This window comes from Kitasatospora sp. NPDC058965 (assembly GCF_042741245.1).
In the GTDB taxonomy this organism is placed as follows: domain Bacteria; phylum Actinomycetota; class Actinomycetes; order Streptomycetales; family Streptomycetaceae; genus Kitasatospora.
The window spans coordinates 1-20,919 of the sequence record NZ_JBHYKG010000096.1 but is presented as its reverse complement, the minus strand read 5'-3'; the positions used below and the strand labels follow the sequence as shown (position 1 = coordinate 20,919).

19 protein-coding genes and 2 riboswitches are annotated in these 20,919 nt (G+C 72.7%); of the genes, 11 read left to right on the top strand and 8 right to left on the bottom strand.

Translation table 11 applies throughout. The annotated features are described in order from the left end of the window. The first annotated feature begins 149 nt into the window (after positions 1-149). Positions 150-1,382: an Ig-like domain-containing protein gene (locus tag ACFW1A_RS18010; protein WP_380410072.1), complete on the top strand. Its 1,233-nt coding sequence runs from the start codon at positions 150-152 to the stop codon at positions 1,380-1,382. A gap of 7 nt (positions 1,383-1,389) precedes the next feature. On the opposite strand, the gene ACFW1A_RS18005 is transcribed toward ACFW1A_RS18010, so the two are convergent. The 5 genes from ACFW1A_RS18005 to ACFW1A_RS17985 form a co-directional block, all read right to left on the bottom strand. Next, positions 1,390-1,761, bottom strand: a complete 372-nt coding sequence (locus tag ACFW1A_RS18005) for a GntR family transcriptional regulator (protein ID WP_380410065.1) — start codon at positions 1,759-1,761, stop codon at positions 1,390-1,392. Positions 1,762-1,896: 135 nt separating this feature from the next. Beyond that, complete coding sequence (locus tag ACFW1A_RS18000; RefSeq protein ID WP_380410064.1) at positions 1,897-3,552, bottom strand: cytochrome bc complex cytochrome b subunit; 1,656 nt, start codon at positions 3,550-3,552, stop codon at positions 1,897-1,899. Next, positions 3,549-4,628: a Rieske 2Fe-2S domain-containing protein gene (locus tag ACFW1A_RS17995; RefSeq protein WP_380410063.1), complete on the bottom strand. Its 1,080-nt coding sequence runs from the start codon at positions 4,626-4,628 to the stop codon at positions 3,549-3,551. The genes ACFW1A_RS18000 and ACFW1A_RS17995 overlap by 4 nt, the downstream gene beginning before the upstream one ends. 8 nt (positions 4,629-4,636) lie before the next feature. Next, complete coding sequence (locus tag ACFW1A_RS17990; RefSeq protein ID WP_380410062.1) at positions 4,637-5,446, bottom strand: c-type cytochrome; 810 nt, start codon at positions 5,444-5,446, stop codon at positions 4,637-4,639. 144 nt (positions 5,447-5,590) lie between these two features. Beyond that, the gene (locus ACFW1A_RS17985; RefSeq protein ID WP_380410061.1) at positions 5,591-6,211 is read right to left on the bottom strand and encodes a heme-copper oxidase subunit III; all 621 of its coding nucleotides are present in this window, start codon (positions 6,209-6,211) and stop codon (positions 5,591-5,593) included. A gap of 321 nt (positions 6,212-6,532) precedes the next feature. On the opposite strand from ACFW1A_RS17985, the gene ACFW1A_RS17980 reads away from it, so the two are divergent. The 3 genes from ACFW1A_RS17980 to ACFW1A_RS17970 all read left to right on the top strand — a co-directional run bounded on the left by ACFW1A_RS17980 (position 6,533) and on the right by ACFW1A_RS17970 (position 9,839). Beyond that, positions 6,533-6,955, top strand: coding sequence for a hypothetical protein (locus ACFW1A_RS17980; RefSeq protein ID WP_380410060.1), 423 nt, complete (start codon positions 6,533-6,535; stop codon positions 6,953-6,955). A gap of 169 nt (positions 6,956-7,124) precedes the next feature. Continuing rightward, positions 7,125-8,198 (top strand): anthranilate phosphoribosyltransferase, encoded by a 1,074-nt coding sequence (trpD, locus tag ACFW1A_RS17975; RefSeq protein ID WP_380410059.1) that lies wholly within the window; start codon positions 7,125-7,127, stop codon positions 8,196-8,198. A gap of 112 nt (positions 8,199-8,310) precedes the next feature. After that, a riboswitch (SAM riboswitch) is annotated at positions 8,311-8,430 on the top strand. Positions 8,431-8,480: 50 nt separating this feature from the next. Next, complete coding sequence (locus ACFW1A_RS17970) at positions 8,481-9,839, top strand: aminotransferase class V-fold PLP-dependent enzyme (RefSeq protein ID WP_380410058.1); 1,359 nt, start codon at positions 8,481-8,483, stop codon at positions 9,837-9,839. Between the two features lie 19 nt (positions 9,840-9,858). On the opposite strand, the gene ACFW1A_RS17965 is transcribed toward ACFW1A_RS17970, so the two are convergent. Together ACFW1A_RS17965 and ACFW1A_RS17960 are read right to left on the bottom strand one after the other, a co-directional pair. Continuing rightward, entirely contained in the window at positions 9,859-10,140 is a 282-nt protein-coding gene (locus ACFW1A_RS17965) for an Lrp/AsnC family transcriptional regulator (protein WP_380410057.1), read from the bottom strand. After that, a complete protein-coding gene (locus tag ACFW1A_RS17960; RefSeq protein WP_380410056.1) occupies positions 10,137-10,937 on the bottom strand; it encodes a rhomboid family intramembrane serine protease in 801 nt (266 codons plus the stop codon). The genes ACFW1A_RS17965 and ACFW1A_RS17960 overlap by 4 nt, the downstream gene beginning before the upstream one ends. 191 nt (positions 10,938-11,128) lie before the next feature. On the opposite strand from ACFW1A_RS17960, the gene ACFW1A_RS17955 reads away from it, so the two are divergent. From ACFW1A_RS17955 to ACFW1A_RS17930, 6 genes are all read left to right on the top strand, one after another. Beyond that, a complete protein-coding gene (locus tag ACFW1A_RS17955; protein ID WP_380410055.1) occupies positions 11,129-11,374 on the top strand; it encodes a hypothetical protein in 246 nt (81 codons plus the stop codon). A 152-nt stretch (positions 11,375-11,526) separates the two neighbouring features. Continuing rightward, complete coding sequence (locus ACFW1A_RS17950) at positions 11,527-12,939, top strand: NYN domain-containing protein (RefSeq protein ID WP_380410054.1); 1,413 nt, start codon at positions 11,527-11,529, stop codon at positions 12,937-12,939. Positions 12,940-13,124: 185 nt separating this feature from the next. Further along, positions 13,125-14,153 (top strand): NlpC/P60 family protein, encoded by a 1,029-nt coding sequence (locus ACFW1A_RS17945; RefSeq protein ID WP_380410053.1) that lies wholly within the window; start codon positions 13,125-13,127, stop codon positions 14,151-14,153. 357 nt (positions 14,154-14,510) lie between these two features. Continuing rightward, positions 14,511-14,663, top strand: a riboswitch (cyclic di-AMP (ydaO/yuaA leader). Positions 14,664-14,666: 3 nt separating this feature from the next. Further along, on the top strand, positions 14,667-15,749 hold the full coding sequence (locus ACFW1A_RS17940) for an NlpC/P60 family protein (protein WP_380410052.1): 1,083 nt from the start codon (positions 14,667-14,669) through the stop codon (positions 15,747-15,749). Between the two features lie 189 nt (positions 15,750-15,938). Then, positions 15,939-17,009 (top strand): NlpC/P60 family protein, encoded by a 1,071-nt coding sequence (locus tag ACFW1A_RS17935; RefSeq protein WP_380410051.1) that lies wholly within the window; start codon positions 15,939-15,941, stop codon positions 17,007-17,009. 212 nt (positions 17,010-17,221) lie between these two features. Continuing rightward, entirely contained in the window at positions 17,222-18,238 is a 1,017-nt protein-coding gene (locus tag ACFW1A_RS17930; RefSeq protein ID WP_380410050.1) for a hypothetical protein, read from the top strand. A 13-nt stretch (positions 18,239-18,251) separates the two neighbouring features. Here the strand turns inward: ACFW1A_RS17930 and ACFW1A_RS17925 are convergent, their stop codons facing one another. After that, complete coding sequence (locus tag ACFW1A_RS17925; protein WP_380410049.1) at positions 18,252-19,619, bottom strand: glycosyltransferase 87 family protein; 1,368 nt, start codon at positions 19,617-19,619, stop codon at positions 18,252-18,254. 166 nt (positions 19,620-19,785) lie between these two features. On the opposite strand from ACFW1A_RS17925, the gene ACFW1A_RS17920 reads away from it, so the two are divergent. Next, positions 19,786-20,919 (top strand): glycosyltransferase family 4 protein (locus ACFW1A_RS17920; protein WP_380410048.1); only part of this gene is annotated, 1,134 nt, incomplete at its 3' end.

The window sequence follows — 20,919 nt, the reverse complement described above, 5'->3', positions numbered from 1 at the left end:
CGCCCGGGCGCAGCGGCGTGCGCGTTGCGCCATCCGGTGCGGAGATGTTCCTACGATCTGATGCATCGTCCGAACCTCAGGAGGATCCGGTGGCCGGCAGATGTGCAGCAGGGGGGACGAAGGGGGCCGGCAGCGGCCCGCGCGGTCGGATATGGCTGGCCCTGGCGCCGCTGCTGGCGACGCCGCTGGCGGCCTGCTCGGGCGGCGGCTCCCAGGGTGCGGCGGCGTCCCCGCCGCACGTGATCGACGCGAGCCGGTTGGTGCACACCTCGGCCGCCGCGCAGACCGATCCGGGCAAGCCCTTCACGGTGACCGTCCAGACGGGCGGCAGCCTGACCGACGTGACGCTGAGCGGCCCGGACGGGCGCCAGGTGGCCGGGGTGCTGGACGCCGACGGGCACGGCTGGCACACCACCGGCCCGCTGGCCCCCGGCACCCACTACACCGCCCGGATCGCGGCCACCGACGGCCACGGCGGGCGCGGTGAGACCACCGCCGACTTCACCACCGAGCAGGCCGGCCGGCTGCTGACCGCCACCCTCGGCCCGGACCTGGGCCGGGACACCTACGGGGTGGGCGAGCCGCTGACCGTGCAGCTCTCCGAGGCCGTCACCGACCCGGCCGCGCGGCGCGAGGTGGAGCAGTCGCTCACCGTCTCCTCGCAGCCCGCGGTGGTCGGCGCCTGGTACTGGGTGGACGGCAAGAACCTGCACTTCCGCCCGAAGGACTACTGGCCGGCCGGGGCCAAGGTGAAGCTGGCCTGGAACGCCCAGGGCCGCTCCATCGACGGCCAGCTCTACGGCGGGGCGCCGAGCTCGCTGGCGTTCACGGTCGGCGACCGGGTCGAGGCGATCGTGGACGCGGCCAGCGACCAGCTCACCTTCAAGCGCAACGGCCAGGTGGTGAACACCATCCCGGTGACCACCGGCAAGCCCGGCTTCGACACCCGCAACGGGATCAAGGTGGTGCTCGGCCAGGAGCGCCAGGTCCAGATGAGCAGCGAGACCATCGGGATCGCCAAGGGCAGCAGCGAGGCGTACGACCTCAAGGTGGAGTGGGCCACCCGGGTGACCTGGAGCGGGGAGTACGTGCACGCCGCGCCCTGGTCGGTGGCCTCGCAGGGCGTGGACAACGTCAGCCACGGCTGCACCGGGATGAGCACCGACAACGCCCGCTGGTTCTACGAGCAGACCCGGGTCGGCGACATCGTCCAGGTGGTCAACAGCAAGGGCCACCCGATGGAGCCGTTCGGCAACGGCTTCGGGGACTGGAACCTGAGCTGGACCGACTGGCTCAAGGGCAGCGCGCTGGGCCGGTCGGTGACCACCGACGCCCCGCCGGAGACGGTCTCCGCCGCCGCCACGCTGCGGCCCCAGGTCTGAGCCGCGCTCAGCGCTCCCGGTAGACGAGGTCCAGTGCGCCGCTGACGGCCGCCTGGGCCTCGTCGCGGGTGATCCCCAGCCGCTGCGCCCGCTCGGCGAACTCGTGCGCGGCCGAGGCGGCCAGCCGGTGCGCGGTGTCGCCGACCGCGGCCACCTGGGTGCCGCGCCGCCCGTGGGTCTCCACCACGCCGTCCGCCTCCAGCTCGCGGTAGGCCCGGGCCACGGTGTTCGCCGCCAGGCCCAGCTGCTCGGCCAGCGCGCGCACGGTCGGCAGCTTCAGCCCGGCCGGCAGGTCGCCGGTCCTGGCCTGTTCGGCGATCTGCGAGCGCAGCTGCTCGTACGGGGGCGTGGCGGCCGCGTGGTCGATGCTCAACTGCACCTGTGACTCTCCTCACTGACGGGCGATCAGCCCGTTCTGCCGGAGCATATGCCAAGGGCCGCTGCCCGGCGAACTGCCGGGCAACGGCCCTCAGGTGGCTGACATCGTCACGGTCGCCGGGGCGACCGGGGGAGATCAGTGGTGGCCGTGGCCGCTGGTGATCTCGTGGTGCTCCTCGACGGTCGGCTTCGGGATCTGGCTGTTCTCGCCGAACATCGAACCGGAGAGCTTGGCCCGCGTCTTGGTGATCAGGCCGACCTTGCGGGCGACACCGTTCTCGTCGGTCGCGGCCGGCAGCTCGACCGGCTCGTACTGCTCGTGCGAGGTGAGCGTGTGCAGCTTGTCCTGCGGGAGCTGGGCGTGCACCTCGATGAACTCGCCGTGCGGGAGCCGCTTGATGACACCGGTCTCGCGACCGTGCAGCACCTTGTCCTTGTCACGGCGCTGCAGGCCGAGGCACCAGCGCTTGGTGACGATGAAGACGACGACCGGGACCACGAACGAGCCCACCCGCACGAAGTACGTGATGTCGTTCAGCGACAGGTGGAAGTGGGTCGCGATCAGGTCGTTGCCACCGCCGGAGAGCAGCACCAGGTACAGGCTGATCCAGGCGGCGCCGAGCGCGGTGCGCACCGGGGCGTTGCGCGGGCGGTCCAGGATGTGGTGCTCGCGCTTGTCGCCGGTGATCCAGCTCTCGATGAACGGGTAGACCGCGATGGCCACCAGCACCAGCGGGAAGAGCATCAGCGGGATGAAGACGCCCAGGTTCAGGGTGTGGCCCCAGGCCCGGACCTCCCAACCCGGCATGACGCGGATCAGACCCTCGGCGAAGCCCATGTACCAGTCGGGCTGGGCGTCGGTGGAGACCTGGTCCGGACGGTACGGGCCGTAGGCCCAGACCGGGTTGACCGAGGCGATCGCGGACATCGCCGCGACGATGCCGAAGACCAGGAAGAAGAAGCCGCCGGCCTTGGCCATGTAGACCGGCATGAGCGGCATGCCGACCACGTTCTTCTCGGTCTTGCCCGGGCCCGCCCACTGGGTGTGCTTGTGGTAGAAGACCAGGATCAGGTGCGCCACCAGCAGGCCGAGCATGACGCCCGGGATCAGCAGCACGTGGATGGTGAAGAACCGCGGCACGATGTCGGTGCCGGGGAACTCCCCGCCGAAGAGGAAGAACGACAGGTAGGTACCCACCAGCGGGACGGCCAGGATGGCGCCCTCCATGAACCGGATACCGGTGCCGGAGAGCAGGTCGTCGGGGAGCGAGTACCCGAGGAAGCCGTCGAAGAAGCCCAGGAAGAGCAGCAGGAAGCCGAAGATCCAGTTGATCTCGCGGGGCTTGCGGAACGCGCCGGTGAAGAAGACGCGCATCATGTGCACGAACATCGCCGCGACGAAGACGATGGCGGCCCAGTGGTGGATCTGACGGATCAGCAGACCACCGCGGACCTCGAAGCTGATGTTCAGCGTCGAGGCGTAGGCCTCCGACATCTTGATGCCGTCGAGCGGGGCGTAGGAGCCGTTGTAGACGACCTCGCCCATGCTCGGCTTGAAGAAGAGCGTCAGGTACACGCCCGTCAGGATGATGATGATGAAGGTGTAGAGGCAGATCTCGCCCAGCATGAAGGACCAGTGGTCCGGGAAGATCTTGCGCAGGTTGGCCTTGGCCAGGGAGTAGATCCCCAGCCGGCCGTCCAGGTAGTCCGCGGCCGCCTCCGCCTTGTTGGCGGGCTTGGCGCGGGTACTGGCCGGCGCGGCGGCCTGCTTGTTGCCGGTCGCGGAACTCATGCGCGGCGCTCCCAGAAGCTCGGGCCGACGGGCTCGGCGAAGTCCTCGGTGGCGATCAGGTAGCCCGAGGCATCGGTGGTGATCTTCAGCTGCGGCAGCGGGTGCCCGGCCGGGCCGAAGATGACGCGGGCGCCGTCCGACAGGTCGAAGGTCGACTGGTGGCAGGGGCAGAGCGCGTGGTGGGTCTGCTGCTCGTACAGCGAGATCGGGCAACCGACGTGGGTGCAGATCTTGGAGTAGGCGAGCACGCCCTCGAAGCCCAGCTCGGCGGACTTCTGGTCCTTGATGTCCTCCGGCTGGATGCGGATGAGCATCAGCGCGTCCTTGGCGATCGCCTGCTGGAAGTCCTCGTCGGACTCCTGCAGACCGGCCGGGCGCAGGGCCGACGGACCGGGCTTGGCGAACGTCAGCGAGCCGACCAGGATGTCGGAGGCCAGCATCGGCTCGTTGGTGTTCATGTTGATCAGCCGGATCGGGGTGGCCGGGGTGGCCTCCTCCCAGCCGGTGTGGATCAGCTTCTTCTCCGGCAGCGGACCGAGGTCGCGCAGCAGCACCACACCGGACAGCGGCACCAGGGCCATCGAGCCGATCAGGGTGTTGCGGAGCATCTTGCGGCGGCCGAAGCCGGACTCGGCGGCGCCGGTCTTGAACTGCTCGATGACGTCCGCGCGGACCTCGTCGTCGGCCTCGATCGCGTGCCGCTCGGCGGGGTGCTCCACGTCCGACATCAGGGTGCGGGCCCAGTGGACCGCGCCCGCGCCGATGCAGAAGAGCGCCACACCCAGGGTCATGCCCAGCGCGAAGTTCATCGCGCTGATGTGGCCCAGCGGGAAGATGTAGACGATCTTGTCCGGGTCGATCGCCACGTAGGAGGCGATGAAGCCGACGGTCGCCAGCATCGACACGAGGAAGAACAGGGACACCTGGCGCTCGGCCCGCTTGGCGGCCCGCTCGTCGATGTCGGTCCGGCGCGGCTGGTGGGCCGGCAGGCCCGGGTCCGCGAACGGGTTGTCGGCGACGGCGGTCTCGCCGTGGCCGTGGGCGGCGTCGTGCGCCGGCAGCTTCTCGTCTGACATGTCGTGGCTCATGACTTCTTGGCCTTGGTGGTGTGAGCGGCGACCCAGATGGCGATGGCGATCAGGGCACCGAGACCGAAGATCCAGCCGAACAGGCCCTCGGTCACCGGACCGAGGCTGCCGAGCGAGAGACCACCGGGGTTGGGCGCCTCGTTGGCCTGGTACCGCACGAAGGCGACGATCTCCTGCTTCTGCTTCTCCGGCATGGTGCTGTCCGGGAACGCCGGCATGTTCTGCGGGCCGGTCTGCATGGCCTCGTAGATGTGCTTCGGGTCGACGTTCTCCAGCGACGGGGCGTACTTGCCCTGCGTCAGAGCACCGCCGGCGCCGGCGAAGTTGTGGCACTGCGAGCAGTTGGTGCGGAACAGCTCGCCGCCCTTGGAGATGGCGTCGGTCTCGGTCGCGGTGTACTGGTCCTTGGTCGGCGTCACCGGGCCGGGGCCGAGCGAGGCGACGAAGGCGGCCAGCTGGTCGATCTGGTCCTGGCTGTAGATGTTCTTCTTCTTCGGGACCTGCGCGCCCGGCTGCTGCGCGGGCATCCGGCCGGTGCCGACCTGGAAGTCGACCGCGGCGGAACCCACGCCGACCAGGCTCGGGCCCATGCTGCTGCCCTGGCCGTTGAGGCCGTGGCAGGAGGAGCAGCCGACGGCGAAGAGCTTCTTGCCCTCGTCGATGGCGAGCGACTGCGCGGAGCTGTCGGCCTGCGCCGTCTGAGCGGGCGCGAAGCTGTAGTACAGCCCCCCGGCGGCCACGAGGGCGAAGATTAGGACGACCAGCGCCGCCAGTGGGTGGCGCCGTCGTGCGGAGAGCTTTTTCACGGAATACCCCGGTGTCAGGATCTGGTCGGCTGGTCTGGGAGGGCCCGGTGCCGTACGGCATCGGCAGGGGGCAGGGCACGGACAAATGGACCCGTTGCCGCGTGGGCAGGCGGGTCCCGGCCGCGCGGCCAGCGACCTGATCGGTTACTTGATCAGGTAGATGGTCGCGAAGAGGCCGATCCAGACCACGTCGACGAAGTGCCAGTAGTACGACACGACGATCGCCGCGGTGGCCTGCTCGTGCGTGAACCGCTTCGCGGCGTAGGTCCGTCCCAGGACCAGCAGGAAGGCGATCAGACCGCCCGTCACGTGGAGGCCGTGGAAGCCGGTGGTCAGGTAGAACACCGTGCCGTACGGGTCGGAGGACAACGAGAGGTGGTCCTTCTTCACCAGCGAGGTGTACTCGTAGATCTGGCCGCCGATGAAGATCGCGCCCATGACGAAGGTCACCGAGAACCAGGAGCGGAGCTTCTTCACGTCACCGCGCTCGGCGGCGAACACGCCGAGCTGGCAGGTGACCGAGGAGAGCACCAGGATCGTGGTGTTCACGGAGGAGAAGGGGACGTTGAGGGCATGCGCCTTCTCGGCCCAGAAGTCTGGCCCCTTCACGGAACGCGCCGTGAAGTACATCGCGAAGAGGGCCGCGAAGAACATCAGCTCGGAACTCAGCCAGACGATGGTTCCGACGCTGGTCATGTTCGGTCGGTTGACCGATCCATGCGCGTGCCCGGTTTCTGTTGCTGTTGCTGTCGCCACGACCGACATTATGTCGGTCCCTTATTCCGTCTTCACGCCGGGGGGTCTTCCTCGGAGTGTCCGGTGCGTGCGGTATGCCCGGATGGCTGCACCCGTCCACCGGCTCACGAAGGGTCATCTCCGACGGCCCGTCAGGAGGGGATCGGGGGGCCGGGGTGACGCGCCCTCGCTCGGGAGGGTGACGGCCCGCACCGGGGCGCCAGCACGGGCAAGGGAAAGAAGGGGAGCAGATCGTGCCGCAGGCTCACCGGGACGGGTGATCGGGAGTAGCATCCGGAGGTGGTGGACGTGGTCCGGATCACATTCCTCTGACTTCTGGGAGCAGGGCCGATGACGCAGCACAGCGACGAGACGCTCACCGTCCTCGTCTACAGCGACGACCGCAACACCCGCGCGCAGGTGACGTCGGCGCTGGGCACCCGCCCGGCCGCGGACCTGCCGGAACTGACCTTCCTGGAGTGCGCGACCACGCCGGCGGTGCTGCGTGCACTGGAGAAGGGCGGGGTGGACCTGTGCGTCTTCGACGGTGAGGCGGTGCCGGCCGGCGGGCTCGGGCTGGCCCGGCAGGTGAAGGACGAGATCTACGGCTGCCCGCCGGTGCTGGTGCTGATCGGCCGTCCGCAGGACAGCTGGCTGGCCGCCTGGAGCCGGGCGGACGCGGCGATCTCGCAGCCGGTGGACCCGGTGGCGCTCGCCGAGGCGGTCGCCGCGCTGCTGCGCAGCCGGCTGGCCGGGCGGGCACTGGCGCACTGATCCGGGTCCGTCCGGCCGCCCGTCCCGCTGCGCAAGACCGGCGGTGCCGGACGGCGGAGCGCGACGTCTCAGCAGGAGAGAAGGGCCGCCGTCCCCGGGACGGCGGCCCGCTCGCGCTCGCTAGGCTGGCGGCGTCCCTATACACAGGCATACAGACGTGGAGCCGGCGATGGTGAACGTGCACCCTGCGAACGGCGGTCCGGACCCCGCGCAGGCGGTCCGCACCTGGCCGGACCTGCTGACCGCCCTGCTGAACGGCACCGACCTGGACCGGTCGCAGACCGCCTGGGCGATGGACCGGATCATGAGCGGCGAGGCCGGCCCGGTGGAGGTGGCCGGCTTCATGGTCGCGCTGCGGGCCAAGGGCGAGACGGTCGACGAGATCGCCGGCCTGGTCGAGGCGATGTACGCGCACGCCGAGCCGCTGGACATCCCCGGCCCGGCGGTGGACATCGTCGGGACCGGCGGCGACCGGGCCAAGACGGTCAACATCTCCACCATGTCGGCGATCGTGGCGGCCGCGGCCGGCGCCAAGGTGGTCAAGCACGGCAACCGGGCGGCCTCCTCGGCCAGCGGCTCCTCCGACGTGCTGGAGCGGCTCGGGGTGCGGCTGGACCTGAGCGCCCGCCGGGTGGCCGAGGTGGCCGAGGAGGCCGGCATCACCTTCTGCTTCGCGGCCAAGTTCCACCCCGCGATGCGGCACACGGCCGCGCCCCGGCGCGACCTCGGGGTGCCCACCGCCTTCAACATCCTGGGCCCGCTGACCAACCCGGCCAGGGTGACCGCGCACGCCGTGGGCTGCTTCGACACCCGGCTGGCCGGGCTGATCGCCGGGGTGCTGGCCGAGCGCGGCTCCACCGCGCTGGTCTTCCGCGGCGACGACGGGCTGGACGAGCTGACCGTCTGCACCACCTCGCGGGTCTGGCTGGTGCGGGACGGGGCGGTGACCGAGACCGTGCTCGACCCGCGCGAGCTGGGCATCGAGCCGGTCCCGATCGAGGCGCTGCGCGGCGGCGACCCCGAGTTCAACGCCCAGGTGGCGCACCGCCTGCTGGCCGGCGAGCCGGGCCCGGTGCGGGACGCGGTGGTGCTCAACTCGGCCGCCGCGCTGGTCGCGCTGGACCTGACCGGGGCCCCGCTGGTCGAGCAGCTGGCCGCCGCGATGCGCCGCACCGCCGCCGCCATCGACTCCGGCGCCGGCCGGGACGTGCTCAAGCGCTGGTCCGAGGCGACCCAGCGCTGATCCGCCGTCAGCAGCGACGGGGTCCGGCGGCCGCCGGACCCCGTCGCCGTTGCGTCCGGATGGCGGGACGGTGTTTGACCGTCGGAGAGTCGTCTGCATAGAGTCTGCACCAGGTCATGAGTGACAGCGCGACAAGCCCCAGCTTGCTGTCCGGCAACCCTCCGTCCGTGGCGGGGTGCCCTGGGTGAAGACCGGGCCAGACGGCGACGAGTCCGTGTGGCAAGCGCGGACCACCGGCATGTCGCACTCCCGGGGTCCAGACCCCAGAAGGAGTGTTCCGCCATGTCGACCTCTCTCGATCTCTGCGCCCCGCTCGCCGTGCTCGGCTCCGACGTCCAGGTGCCGCTGGTCTCCGGCGAGAAGGTCGGCTACGCGGCCCTCGACTACGCGGCCAGCGCGCCGGCCCTGCAGCGGGTCTGGGACGACGTGGCGGCGTACGCCCCTTACTACGGCAGCGTGCACCGCGGCGCCGGCTACCTCTCGCAGCTCTCCACCGACCTGTTCGAGCAGAGCCGGCGCACCGTGGCCGAGTTCCTGGACCTGCGCGAGGACGACCAGGTGGTCTTCACCCGGGCCACCACCGACTCGCTCAACCTGCTGGCCGGCGCGGTGCCGGCGGGCACCCGGGTGTTCGCCTTCGAGACCGAGCACCACGCCTCGCTGCTGCCCTGGCAGCACGCCGGCCTGGAGGTGATGTACCTGCGGGCGCCGCGGTCGCACGCCGAGGCGGTGGCCGCGCTCGACGCGGCGCTGACCGCGCACTCCTCGGGCCCGCGCCTGTTCTGCGTCACCGGCGCCTCCAACGTGACCGGCGAGCTGTGGCCGGTGGCCGAGCTGACCGAGGTGGCGCACCGGCGCGGCGCCCGGGTGGTGCTGGACGCGGCGCAGCTGGCCCCGCACCACCGGGTCTCGGTGCGCGAGCTGGACGTGGACTGGATCGCCTTCTCCGGCCACAAGCTCTACGCCCCGTTCGGCGCCGGCGTGCTGGCCGGGCGGGCGGACTGGCTGGACGCGGCCGAGCCCTACCTGGCCGGCGGCGGGGCCTCGCGGACCGTGGCCCGCGAGCCCAACGGGTCGATCGCGGTCGAGTGGCAGTCGGGCCCGGCCCGGCACGAGGCCGGCTCGCCCAACGTGATCGGCGCCTACGCGATCGCCGCCGCCTGCCGGGCGCTGACCGAGGCCGGCTTCGACCAGCTGGAGCGCCGTGAGCAGGCACTGGTCGAGCGGCTGGAGGCCGGGCTGGCCGAGATCCCCGAGGTGACCGTGCTCAACCTGTTCGGCGGCTACGCGCCCCGGGTCGGGGTGCTCTCGTTCGTGGTGCGCGGCTGGAACAGCTCGCACTTCGCGGCGGCGCTCTCGGCGGAGTACGGGATCGGCGTGCGGGACGGGCTGTTCTGCGCGCACCCGCTGGTGCGGACCCTGCTCGGCAGCCAGGACCGCCAGCCGACCCAGTGCGGCGCGCCGGAGCCCTCGCTGCCGGGCGAGCGCAGCCTGAACGCGATCCGGGTCAGCTTCGGCGCCGGCACCCCCGAGGAGCACGTGGAGCGGTTCCTGGCCGCGGTGCGCGAGCTGACCACCTCGGGCGCGCGCTGGAACTACCGCAACGAGGGCGGGCGCTGCGTGGCGGACACCCGGCGCTGAGCCGGCGTCAGCGCCGGGTTCAGCCTTCGAGGCCGATCGCGAAGGCGGTCTCCAGGTCGTGCTGGGAGTAGGTGCGGAAGGCGATCTGGGTCTCGGTGTGCGCGACCCCGGGGACCTTGTTGAGCCGGCCGGGGATCACGTCCGCCAGGTCCTCGTGCCGGCGCACCCGCACCATGGCCACCAGGTCGTAGCCGCCGGTCACCGAGTAGACCTCGCTGACCCCGTCGATCGCCGCGATCGCCTCGGCGATCTCGGGGATCCGGTCCACGCTGGTCTTGATGAGCACGATGGCGGTGATCACGGCGGCGCTCCCTGGTGTGGCGGTACCCCCGGCCGGAGCCCGGGGGACGTCCGGTCAGCGTAGCGGGCACGCACTCCGGCCGCCCACACGGCGAGGAATCCGCCGGCGAAGCCGATCACGTGGGCCGGGTAGGCCACGCCCGGCGACCCGTCGTGCGCGGACCACCACTGCACCGCGAACCAGAGGCCGAGCACCAGCCAGGCCGGGAAGCGCAGCGGCAGGAAGAACAGCAGCGGCACCAGCGCGGTGACCCGGGCCCTGGGGTAGAGCCGCAGGTAGCCGCCGAGCACCCCGGCGATCGCCCCCGAGGCGCCGACCAGCGGTCGCAGCCCGGCCGCCCCGGTCCCGGTGGTGACCGCGTAGCCGTAGGCGGCCAGTGCGCCGGCCGCCAGGTAGAAGAGGAGGAACCGGGTCCGCCCCAGCCGCTGCTCCACCCCGGGGCCGAAGACGTAGAGGAAGAGCATGTTGCCCAGCAGGTGCAGCCAGCCGCCGTGCACGAACATCGAGCTGAGCACCGAGAGCGCGGGCAGCTTGCCCGGGGTGGCCCGGACCGGGCACTGCGGCAGCGGGGCGGCGGCCCCGGCCAGCTGAGCGGCGGTCAACGGACGGCCGGTCAGCAGCTCCGCCGGCACCGCGCCCCACCGCTGCTGGTAGCGCTGGGCGGCGCAGGCCCGCTCGGCGGGGGTGCGCCCGTAACCGGGCGCCGGCCCGCTCGGTCCGGCCAGCAGGACCAGGCAGTTGACGGCGATCAGCAGGTAGCTGACCAGCGGCGCCGACCGCGCCCGGGAGAGCAGCATGGCCCGATCCATTCCGCGCCCGGGCCCTCCCGACACCGCCCGGTACGGCGTTCGAGTGAGTCCGAAAGCTGGTCAGCAGCTGTCCACAGTGCGGAAGGCGGTGGCCTGAGCTGCGGTGGCAGGCCCTAGTCTGGAGCCCTGGCCGGCGCATCGGCCCGGACCAGGGACCCAGCCGAGAGGACCCCCTCCCCATGACCGTCCCCGTGCCCACGGCCGAGACCCGCTGGCGCTGCACCCTGTGCGGAAACCTGACCCGGTTCGACGTGACCCGGTCCTCGCGGGTGGTGGAGTACCTGCACCTGGACCTGGCGGGCGAGGCCAAGGTGGAGGAGCGCGAGGTGCTGACCGAGACCCTGGAGTCGATCCGCTGCCGCTGGTGCAACGCGGTCGACCAGGTCGAGCTGGTTCCGCGGCCGGACGCCGAGACCACTGACTGATCCGCACCGGATCCCGGTGCGGTGTTCTTCCGGGCACCGCGCACGAGACAATTGCCCCGAGGGGTGCACCCTGCCCGCACCGACGGCGGGGGCACCTCCCGGCCGACGGCCGGGGGAGAGTCAGCAGACCAGGGATCGGAGCCGAGGACGCCATGGACGCAGCGAGTCAGGCCGCCGAGCCCCAGGGACCGCCGCCTGCCGCCGACCAGGTCCCCGGCTCCGACCCCCGCGACGAGGAGCCGGGGCAGGAGGCGCCCGAGCAGTTGGACCGGCCGCTGCCCGAGGGGGTGCGCCGCCGGGTGGTCGGCCTGGCCGCCGACGCGCTGGGCGGCCTGCCCGCCGCCGACCTGCCGACCTCGCTGCGCCCGTACGCCAAGTTCACCGCCGCCCGCCGGGCCAAGTACGCCGGCACCGCGCTGGCCGCCGCGCTGGAGGCCGACCCGGTGTTCCGCTCGCGGATAGCGGACCGGCTGCGGGCGGGGCAGCCCGAGCTGGTCACGGCGCTGGAGGCCGGCCAGGTGCCGGGCGCGGCCGAGCCGCTGGACGTGGCGGCCGCCGCCTACCTGCTGCGCCCGCGCGGCTGGACCAGGCTGGTGGCCGAGGCCGGCGAGCAGGCGGAGCGCGCCGACGTGCAGGACGCCGCCGCGGAGGCGGCCCGGCTGGTGGAGAAGCTGCAGGAGGAACTGGCCGCGACCCGGCAGCTCGCCAAGGCCGACCTGGAGCGCCAGCGGGCCGAGGGCGAGGGCACCCGCAAGGAGTTGGACGGGCTGCGCAAGCGGCTGCGCACGCTGGAGAGCGACACCCGCCGGGCCCAGGCCGAGACCCGCAAGGTGGCGGCCGAGCTGGCCGAGGCCCGGGCGGCAGCGGCCGGCGAGCGCAGCGCGCTGGAGGGCGAGAACCGCCGGCTCAAGCACCGGGTGACCGAGCTGGAGGGCACCCTGGAGGCCGGCCGGCGCACCGCCCGGGAGGGCCGCAGCGTGGAGGACATGCGGCTGCGGCTGCTGCTGGACACCGTGCTGCAGTCGGCCCAGGGCCTGCAGCGGGAGCTGGCGCTGCCGGTCACCCAGCTGCACCCGGCGGACCTGGTGGACGCGGTGGTGCCGGGCTCGGCCTCGCCGCACGACGTGGCCCGGCGCGGCCTGGCCGAGGACGACCCGGCCCTGCTGGACCAGCTGCTGGCGATCCCTCAGGTGCACCTGGTGGTGGACGGCTACAACGTCACCAAGACCGGCTACCCGACGCTGCCGCTGGAGCAGCAGCGGCTGCGCCTGCTGGGCGGGCTGGCGATGCTGGCCCAGCGCACCCAGGCGGAGGTCACCTGTGTGTTCGACGGCCAGGACCTGGACGTGCCGGTCATCATGGCACCCCCGCGTGGCGTGCGGGTGCGGTTCAGCAAGACCGGGCAGACTGCCGACGAGTTGATCCGCAGCCTGGTCCGGGCCGAGCCGCAGGGCCGCCCGGTGGTGGTGGTGTCGGCCGACCGCGAGGTGGCGGACGGTGTGCGGAAAGCGGGTGCGCGCCCGGTCTCCTCGGTGCTGCTGCTGAACCGGCTGTCGCGGACCTGAGCGGACCGTTCGGCCACGACCCGTCGACGGGGGCGTGAAGGCCCGGTGAAAGACGCTGGGCCAAAGGTAGTTCGTCCCGAAGAGGGAGTGGCGCGAAGATCTGATGTTCACTAGGGTCTGGCGTCAAACCTATTTTTCCGGTCACTCATCCGATCGGGTGAGGCCGGCAGAAGAAGGAGCAGTCCGTGGCGTCGCACCGCCGTCCGAAGCAGCCGAGCCGCGCACGGGTGTCCGTGCTCACCGCAGCTGCGGCGACCGCGGTCGCCCTCTCCGCGCAGACCGGAGCCGCCTTCGCCGATCCCGCGCCCTCCAAGGACCAGGTCAAGGCGCAGATCGACGACCTGAACAACCAGCAGGAAGCGGCCACCGAGAAGTACAACGGTGAGAAGGAGCGCGGCGACCAGCTGCGCCAGCAGGCCTCCCAGCTGCAGGACCAGGTGGCCCGCACCCAGCAGCAGGTGAACGAGCTGCAGGGCGGCCTCGCGGCGGTGGCCGGCGACCAGTACCGCAACGGGGGCATCGACCCCTCGGTGCAGATGATGCTCAACTCGGACCCGCAGTCCTACCTGGCCCAGGCCTCCAGCATGCAGATGGCCACCACCAGCGAGACCGACGCGCTCAAGGGCCTGCAGGGCGAGCAGCGCAAGCTGGACCAGGAGAAGAAGGAAGCGGCCGACGTGCTGGCCGAGCTGGACCGCTCCACCCAGGCGCTGAACCAGGCCAAGTCGGACATCCAGTCCAAGCTGACCGCCGCGCAGAAGCTGCTGAACTCGCTCAGCGCCTCGGACCGGGCCGCGCTGCAGGCCGAGGACCGCGCCTCGCGCAGCGACCTGCGCCCGCCGATCAACCTGCCGCCGGCCTCCGGCTACGCCGCCGCCGCGGTGCAGGCCGCGCTCAGCAAGCTGGGCCACTCCTACGTGTGGGGCGCCTCGGGCGCCAACACCTTCGACTGCTCGGGCCTGACCCAGTGGTCGTACGCGCAGGCCGGCGTCTCGCTGCCGCGCACCACCTACGAGCAGGTCAACGTCGGCGCCGCGGTGCCGAGCCTGGCCCAGGCCCAGCCGGGCGACCTGATCTTCTACGGCCAGGACCTGCACCACGTGGCGATGTACATCGGCAACGGCCAGGCGGTGCACGCCCCGCACACCGGCGACGTGGTCCGGGTCGCGCAGGCCACCTCGATCGGCAGCATCTCGGCGATCCGCCGGCCGTGACCGGGCCGGCCGGACCCCGGCCGTCCGCCCGGCGCCGCCCGCCGCCCTCCCTCGAACCCCGCCCCCGCTGACCCGCCGTCGGGTCGGCGGGCGCCGGGCCGGCCTGAGGGCCCGTCAACCGCTCGCTGTGATCCGGGACACCTGTTCGTGTGCCGCACGATCAGCGCGCGGTGATCCGCATATCACCCACAGTCAAAGTTGGGCGTTTCTTCCGACAAAGATTTGAACAGATCACGGACCTGTTACTAGGGTCGTCATCCGGACCCACCGTCTTGGCGTCCACCCGGCCGGGTGGCAGCGGGGGTTACCGCCGAGTCCGGAAAGCGGCACGGGCAGTTGACTGCCCGACGGGGAGCCCCTGCGGGGGAGCCGTGGACCGGAGCCGGGGAACCACACGTTCCTCCGGGGTGAATCGGCGCCAGGTCGGCCGCGAGGTCGGTGAGGCGTCGTAGGGCAGCCTTCCAGCCCGAACCCGTCAGCTCACCCGGTAGGCGGTCGTAGGAAGAAGGATTCGTGGCGTCCCATCGTCGTCCCAAGCCCGTCGGCCGAACACGCGCGTCGATCCTGACCGCCGCAGCCGCCACCGCAGTCGCCCTCTCCACGCAGGGAGCGGCGCACGCCGACCCGGCGCCCACGCTGGACCAGGTCAAGGCCCAGGTCGACGACCTGAACGGCCAGGCCGAGGCGGCGAGCCAGGCCTACGAGGGGGCCCAGGCCAAGCAGCAGACGCTGCAGAAGCAGGTCGGCGACCTGCAGGACCAGGTGGCCCGCCAGCAGGACCAGGTCACCACCCTCCAGTACGGACTCGCCTCGGTGGCCGCGGACCAGTACGCGAACGGCGGCATCTCGCCGACCGTGCAGTTGATGCTCAACTCGCACCCGGACACCTTCCTCACCCAGGCCGGCTCGCTCAACGAGCTGAACAGCAGCCAGACCTCGTCCCTGAAGGAACTCCAGGGCGAGCAGCGCAAGCTGGACCAGGACAAGGCCGAGGCGCAGGGCAAGCTCGCCGAGCTGGACGCCACCACCAACCAGCTGAAGGCCGCCAAGGACGACGTCCAGGCCAAGCTGAAGAAGGCCCAGGACCTGCTCAACTCGCTGACCGAGCAGCAGAAGCAGGCGATCGCCGCGCAGGAGGCGAAGGCCGCCGCCGACGCCCAGGCCGCCGCGGCCAAGGCCGCCGCGCCGAGCCAGACCGCCTCCCGGGACACCACCCGCCCCGACCTGAGCGCCGTCCCGGCCGGCTCGCACGCGCAGGCCGCGATCGCCGCCGCCGTCTCGAAGTTGGGCTCGCCGTACGTCTACGGCGCCACCGGCCCCGGCACCTTCGACTGCTCGGGCCTGACCCAGTGGGCGTACGCGCAGGCCGGCGTCTCGCTGCCGCGCACCTCGCAGGAGCAGGCCTCGGCCGGCACCAACGTGGGCACCAACATCGCCAACGCGCAGCCCGGCGACCTGATCGTGTACTTCGAGGACATGCACCACGTGGCGATCTACGTGGGCGGCGGGCAGATCATCCACGCCCCGCACACCGGTGCCGTGGTGCGCTACGAGTCGGCCACCGTGATGCCGATCGCCGCCATCGTGCGCCCCTGACGCACCGCCGGCACCGCCCGGCGACCAGCAGCCGGAAAGGGCCCGGCTCCCGCGAGGGAGTCGGGCCCTTTCCGGTTGAATGTCCGATTGAGGATCAAATATTCGTATCGGTAGAGGTTTGGACTCGTCCGTCCTGACTCGCTAACGTCTGCGCTCGGACCTCAGTTGGACGATTGGAGTCGTCAGGCGATGGCGATGACGCAGCGCCCGGTGTCCCCGGGCCGTACTCCGCAGCAGGGGGCCGCACGCCGGCTCGCGAGAGTGCTGGCGGTCACGGCCGCCGCGACCACGGCGCTGGCCATAACGGCCGGCCCCGGGGCGCAGGCCTCGCCGCGCCCGGACAAGAACGAGGTCCAGGCGCAGGTGGACCAGCTGTACGGCGAGGCCGAGCAGGCCTCGCAGCGGTCGACCGCCGCCGAGCAGGAGGCGGCCCGGCTGCAGACCGAGGCGAGCAGCCTGCAGCAGCAGGTGGCGGTGGCCCAGGACACGCTCAACACCATGCGGGCCGACCTGGCCGCGGTGGCCGCGGCGCAGTACCGGGCCGGCGGGATGGACCCGGGGGTGCAGCTGATGCTCACCTCCGACCCGGACGGCTACCTGGCCCGGGCCCGCAGCCTGGCCCAGGACGGCCGCCGGCGGGCGGACTCGCTGCGCGAGGTGCGCGAGCAGCAGCGCCGGCTCGACCAGCGCCGCGCCGAGGCGACCGGCAAGCTGGCCGAACTGGAGGCGGTGCGGGCCGCGCTGGCGCAGAGCAAGCAGCAGGTGCAGTCCAAGCTGAAGAGCGCCCAGCAGCTGCTGAACGGGCTCAGCGCCGCCGACCGCAACCAGCTGGTGGCGCAGGACGCCAAGGACGCCGAACAGCGGGCCACCCGGGGGACCGACCGGATCGACCTGGGCACCCTGCCCCCGTCCTCGGACCGGGCGGCGATCGCGCTGGCCGCGGCGATGAGCCGGATCGGCTCCCCGTACGTGTACGGCGCGACCGGACCCGGCGCGTTCGACTGCTCGGGTCTGATGTACTGGAGTTGGCGGCAGGCCGGAGTGACCCTGCCGCGCACCTCGCAGGAGCAGGCCTTCGGGGGGCAGCGGGTGAGCCTGTCCGAGGCGCGACCGGGAGACCTGGTGATCTTCTTCAACGACATGCACCACGTCGGCATGTACGCCGGCGGGGGAACGGTGGTGCACGCGCCGCACCCCGGCGCCCGGGTGCGCTACGAGAGCGTGTCGGCGATGCCGGTGGCGGCGGTGGTCCGGCCCTGAGCGTCGAGCAGTCCGTCGCGGCGGGGCCCCCCGCCGACCCGTCCGCCGGTTCGCCCGCCCCCGACCCGGGGCCCGCCGCGCTGCCCGGGCGGCGCGGCGGGCTGTCCCGGCGGGCCGCGCTGCTGCTAGCGGCCGGCGGGCTGGCGCAGCTCTCGCTGCCCCGGACGGCACCGCCGGCGCCCGCCACCGGCGAGCGCGCCGCGCAGGCGCGGGTGGCCGGGCTGCTGGCGGCGCACGCCGAGCAGCTGCGGACCGGTCCACTGGCCGGGCTGGACCTGGCCGAGCTCGGGTACCGGGTGACCGGGCTGACGGACGCCGAGGTGCGGGCCGAGCTGTCCTACCGGCTGACCGGCTTCGACGACTACCCGGCGGTGCTGCAGCGGCGCTTCGTGCGGGACGGCGCCGGGCCGGGCGCGGAGGACGCGGCGCCCGGGAGCGCCGTCGCACCCTGGGACCTCGGACCGGTGCGGCCGGTGCGCGGCTCGCACTGCCTGGTGCTCGGACCGGCCGAGCCGGTCGACGTGGCGACGCTGGCGGGGCTGGCCGACCGGGCGGTCCCGGCGGTCGCCGAGGTCTGGGGGAGCGGCTGGCCGCAGCGGCTGGTGCTGCAGCTGCCGGCCACCGAGGAGCAGTTCGCCCGCCTGCTCGGCGTGGACCCCGGCAGCTACCAGGGGATAGCGGCGGTGACCAGCGCGGCGGCCGGCGCCCCGGTGCGCACCCCGGCGGACCGCGTGCTGGTGAACCCCGAGGCGTTCAAGCAACTGAGCGGGGTCGGCCGGCAGGTGGTGATCACGCACGAGTGCACCCACGTGGCCACCCGGGCGGACACCCACCCGTGGACCCCGCTCTGGCTCTCCGAGGGGGTGGCGGACTGGACCGGCTACCTGGCCACCGGGCGGACCGCCCGGCAGATCGCGCCGGAGCTGACCCAGGACGTGGCGGCGGGGCGGGTCCCCACCGCGCTGCCGACCGACGCCGACTTCGCGGCCGGGGCCGAGGGGATCGCCCAGGCCTACGAGCAGTCCTGGCTGGCCTGCGACCTGATCGCGCAGCAGCACGGCCGGGCGGCCCTGGTGGAGCTGTACCGGGGGATCGGCGCGGCCGGTCCCGGGGCCGGCCGGGACCAGCAGCTGGACACCCAGCTGCGGGCCCGGCTGGGCTACGGGCTGGCCGAGTTCACCAAGCGCTGGCAGGCCTGGATCGAGCGCCAGCTCTCCCCGCAGGCCTGACCGCGGCGGGCGCTCAGTCGTCCAGCAGGCTCTGCTCGTAGGCGATGCCCGGGCGGACCGGGTAGCCGTGGTCGGGGGTGCTGGGCGGCAGCACCAGGGTGGCGACCTGGTCGCCGCGGGTGGAGAGCCACAGCCGGCGGCAGGAGACCACGGTGGCCGCCACCAGCAGCAGGTTGCGCGCGGCCAGCACGGTCACGCCCCAGGGCTGGCTGTTCACCACCTGGCCGAAGGCCATCGGGAACTCCAGCGTGGTCAGCAGGGTGGCCACCAGCACCATCGCCGCCACCGGGCGCTGGCTGCTGCCCCGCACGGTCAGGCAGACCGCGGCCAGGCCGACCAGCCAGACCAGGTACTGCGGGCTGATCACCCGGCTGGTCACGGTGAAGATCAGCAGCGTGGCCAGCGCGGCGTCGTAGGTGGTGGACGGCTGCCAGCGGCGGGCCCGCAGCCGCCAGTAGAGCAGCCAGGCGAAGCCGAGCACGGTCGCGGCCATCGAGACCTTGGAGATCACGGTGACCCACGGGCCGAGCAGCTCCACCGAGCCGTAGTTCATCGACACCAGGCCGTGCCAGCCGCCGAGCAGCCGGGCGAAGTGCAGCGGCAGCGCGCCCACCGACTCCACCTCGATGCCGCGGTCGGCCTGGAAGGTGAGGAACTGGAAGGCGCCGTTCATCCCGGCCGCCAGCAGGAAGGCCAGCCCGCTCAGCGCGGCCAGCGCCGCGGTCCAGGACCGCCGGGTGCGCCGCCCGCGCGGGGTGCCGGCCAGGGCCAGCAGCGGCCAGATCTTGACCAGTCCGCCGAGCCCGAGCAGGAACCCGCCGAGCACCGGCCGCCGGAGCAGCACCAGCAGTCCGGCCACCGCGATCGCGGTGACGATGATGTCGTAGCGGCAGTAGACGGTGGGCCCGAGCAGCGGCACCCCGACCACCCAGACCCAGGCGCCCAGGAAGCTGCGGCCCTTGCGCAGGCCGGAGCGGACCAGCATGCCCATCGCCAGCGCGTCGAAGACGCCGCAGATCACGTAGAAGGAGATCAGGTAGGACCAGGGGAGCAGCCCGGGCAGCAGCATCACCAGCGCGGCGCCGGGCGGGTACTGCCAGGTCACGTCGTCCATCGGGAAGGTGCCGGTCTGCAGCACCTCGTACCAGCCGTGGTAGATCACCGAGACGTCGGTGGTCACGTCCAGGCTGGTGAGCTTGAGCACGCCGAGCACGGTGAGCACCAGCAGGGTCCGGGTGCCGAGCCAGCCGGCTCCCAGGCCCCAGAGTGCGCCGCGCCCCGGGGCGGCCGCGGAGACCGCGGTGGCACCCGGTGATGGGGGTGCGGCGACGGCGACACCACCGCTACCGGTCTGACCGGCCTGGCCGTCCTGCGCCAACACCACCGCTCCCTCGCTCTTCGCCGACACTCCACCGACCAGGACTGATCCCGGCGGGCCAACGGTTCCGGGCTGCCGCTCCGTTCCCGCCGCATCGGCACGGTGACCTATGGTACGGATCAGCGAGCGGTGTACCGCGCACCCCCCGACCGAGCGAGCCGTGGCCAGTATGCCGAAAACCCTCATCGTCACCAACGACTTTCCCCCGCGGCAAGGGGGAATCCAGCAGTTCATCCACAACATGGCGGTCCGCCAACCGGCTGGCTCGATTGTGGTGTACGCCTCGTCCTGGCGGGACGGCTCGGAGGTGGCCGCGTTCGACGCCGAGCAGCCGTTCCCGGTGATCCGGGACCGCAGCACGATGCTGCTGCCCACGCCCCGGGTGACCCGGCGCGCGGCGCAGGTCCTGCGCGCCGAGGGCTGCGACACGGTCTGGTTCGGCGCCGCGGCGCCGCTGGGCCTGATGGCGCCCGCACTGCGCCGTGCGGGCGCCCGGCGGCTGCTCGGCATGACGCACGGCCACGAGGCCGCCTGGGCCCAGCTGCCGGTGGCCCGTCAGCTGCTGCGCCGGATCGGGGAGGGCACCGACACGCTCACCTACCTGGGCGAGTACACCCGCTCCCGGATCGCCGCGGCCGTCGGCCCCGGCCCGGCGGCACGGATGGCGCACCTGCCGCCGGGGGTGGACGAGAAGACCTTCCACCCCGGCTCCGGCGGCGCCGAGGTGCGCGCGCGGCTCGGGCTGACGGACCGCCCGGTGGTGGTGTGCGTCTCCCGGGTGGTGCCGCGCAAGGGGCAGGACACGCTGATCGAGGCCTGGCCCGCGGTGCTCCGGGAGCAGCCCGAGGCGGTGCTGCTGGTGGTCGGCGGCGGCCCGTACCTGCCCGAGCTGCGCAAGCTCGCGCAGGCGCGCGGCGTCGCCGACTCGGTGGTCTTCACCGGGCCGGTGCCGTGGGCGGAGCTGGCGGCCCACTACGGGGCCGGGGACGTGTTCGCCATGCCGTGCCGGACCAGGCGCGGCGGGCTGGACGTGGAGGGGCTGGGGATCGTCTACCTGGAGGCCTCCGCCACCGGCCTGCCGGTGGTGGCCGGGGACTCCGGCGGGGCGCCGGACGCGGTGCTGGAGGGCGAGACCGGCTTCGTGGTGCCGGGCGGCTCGGCGACCGCGGTGGCGCAGAAGCTGACCCTGCTGCTCGCGGACGGCGCGCTGCGCCGCCGGCTGGGCGAGAACGGGCGGCGCTGGGTGGAGGAGGCCTGGCGCTGGGACCTGCTGGCCGGGCGGCTGGCGCAGTTGCTGCAGGGC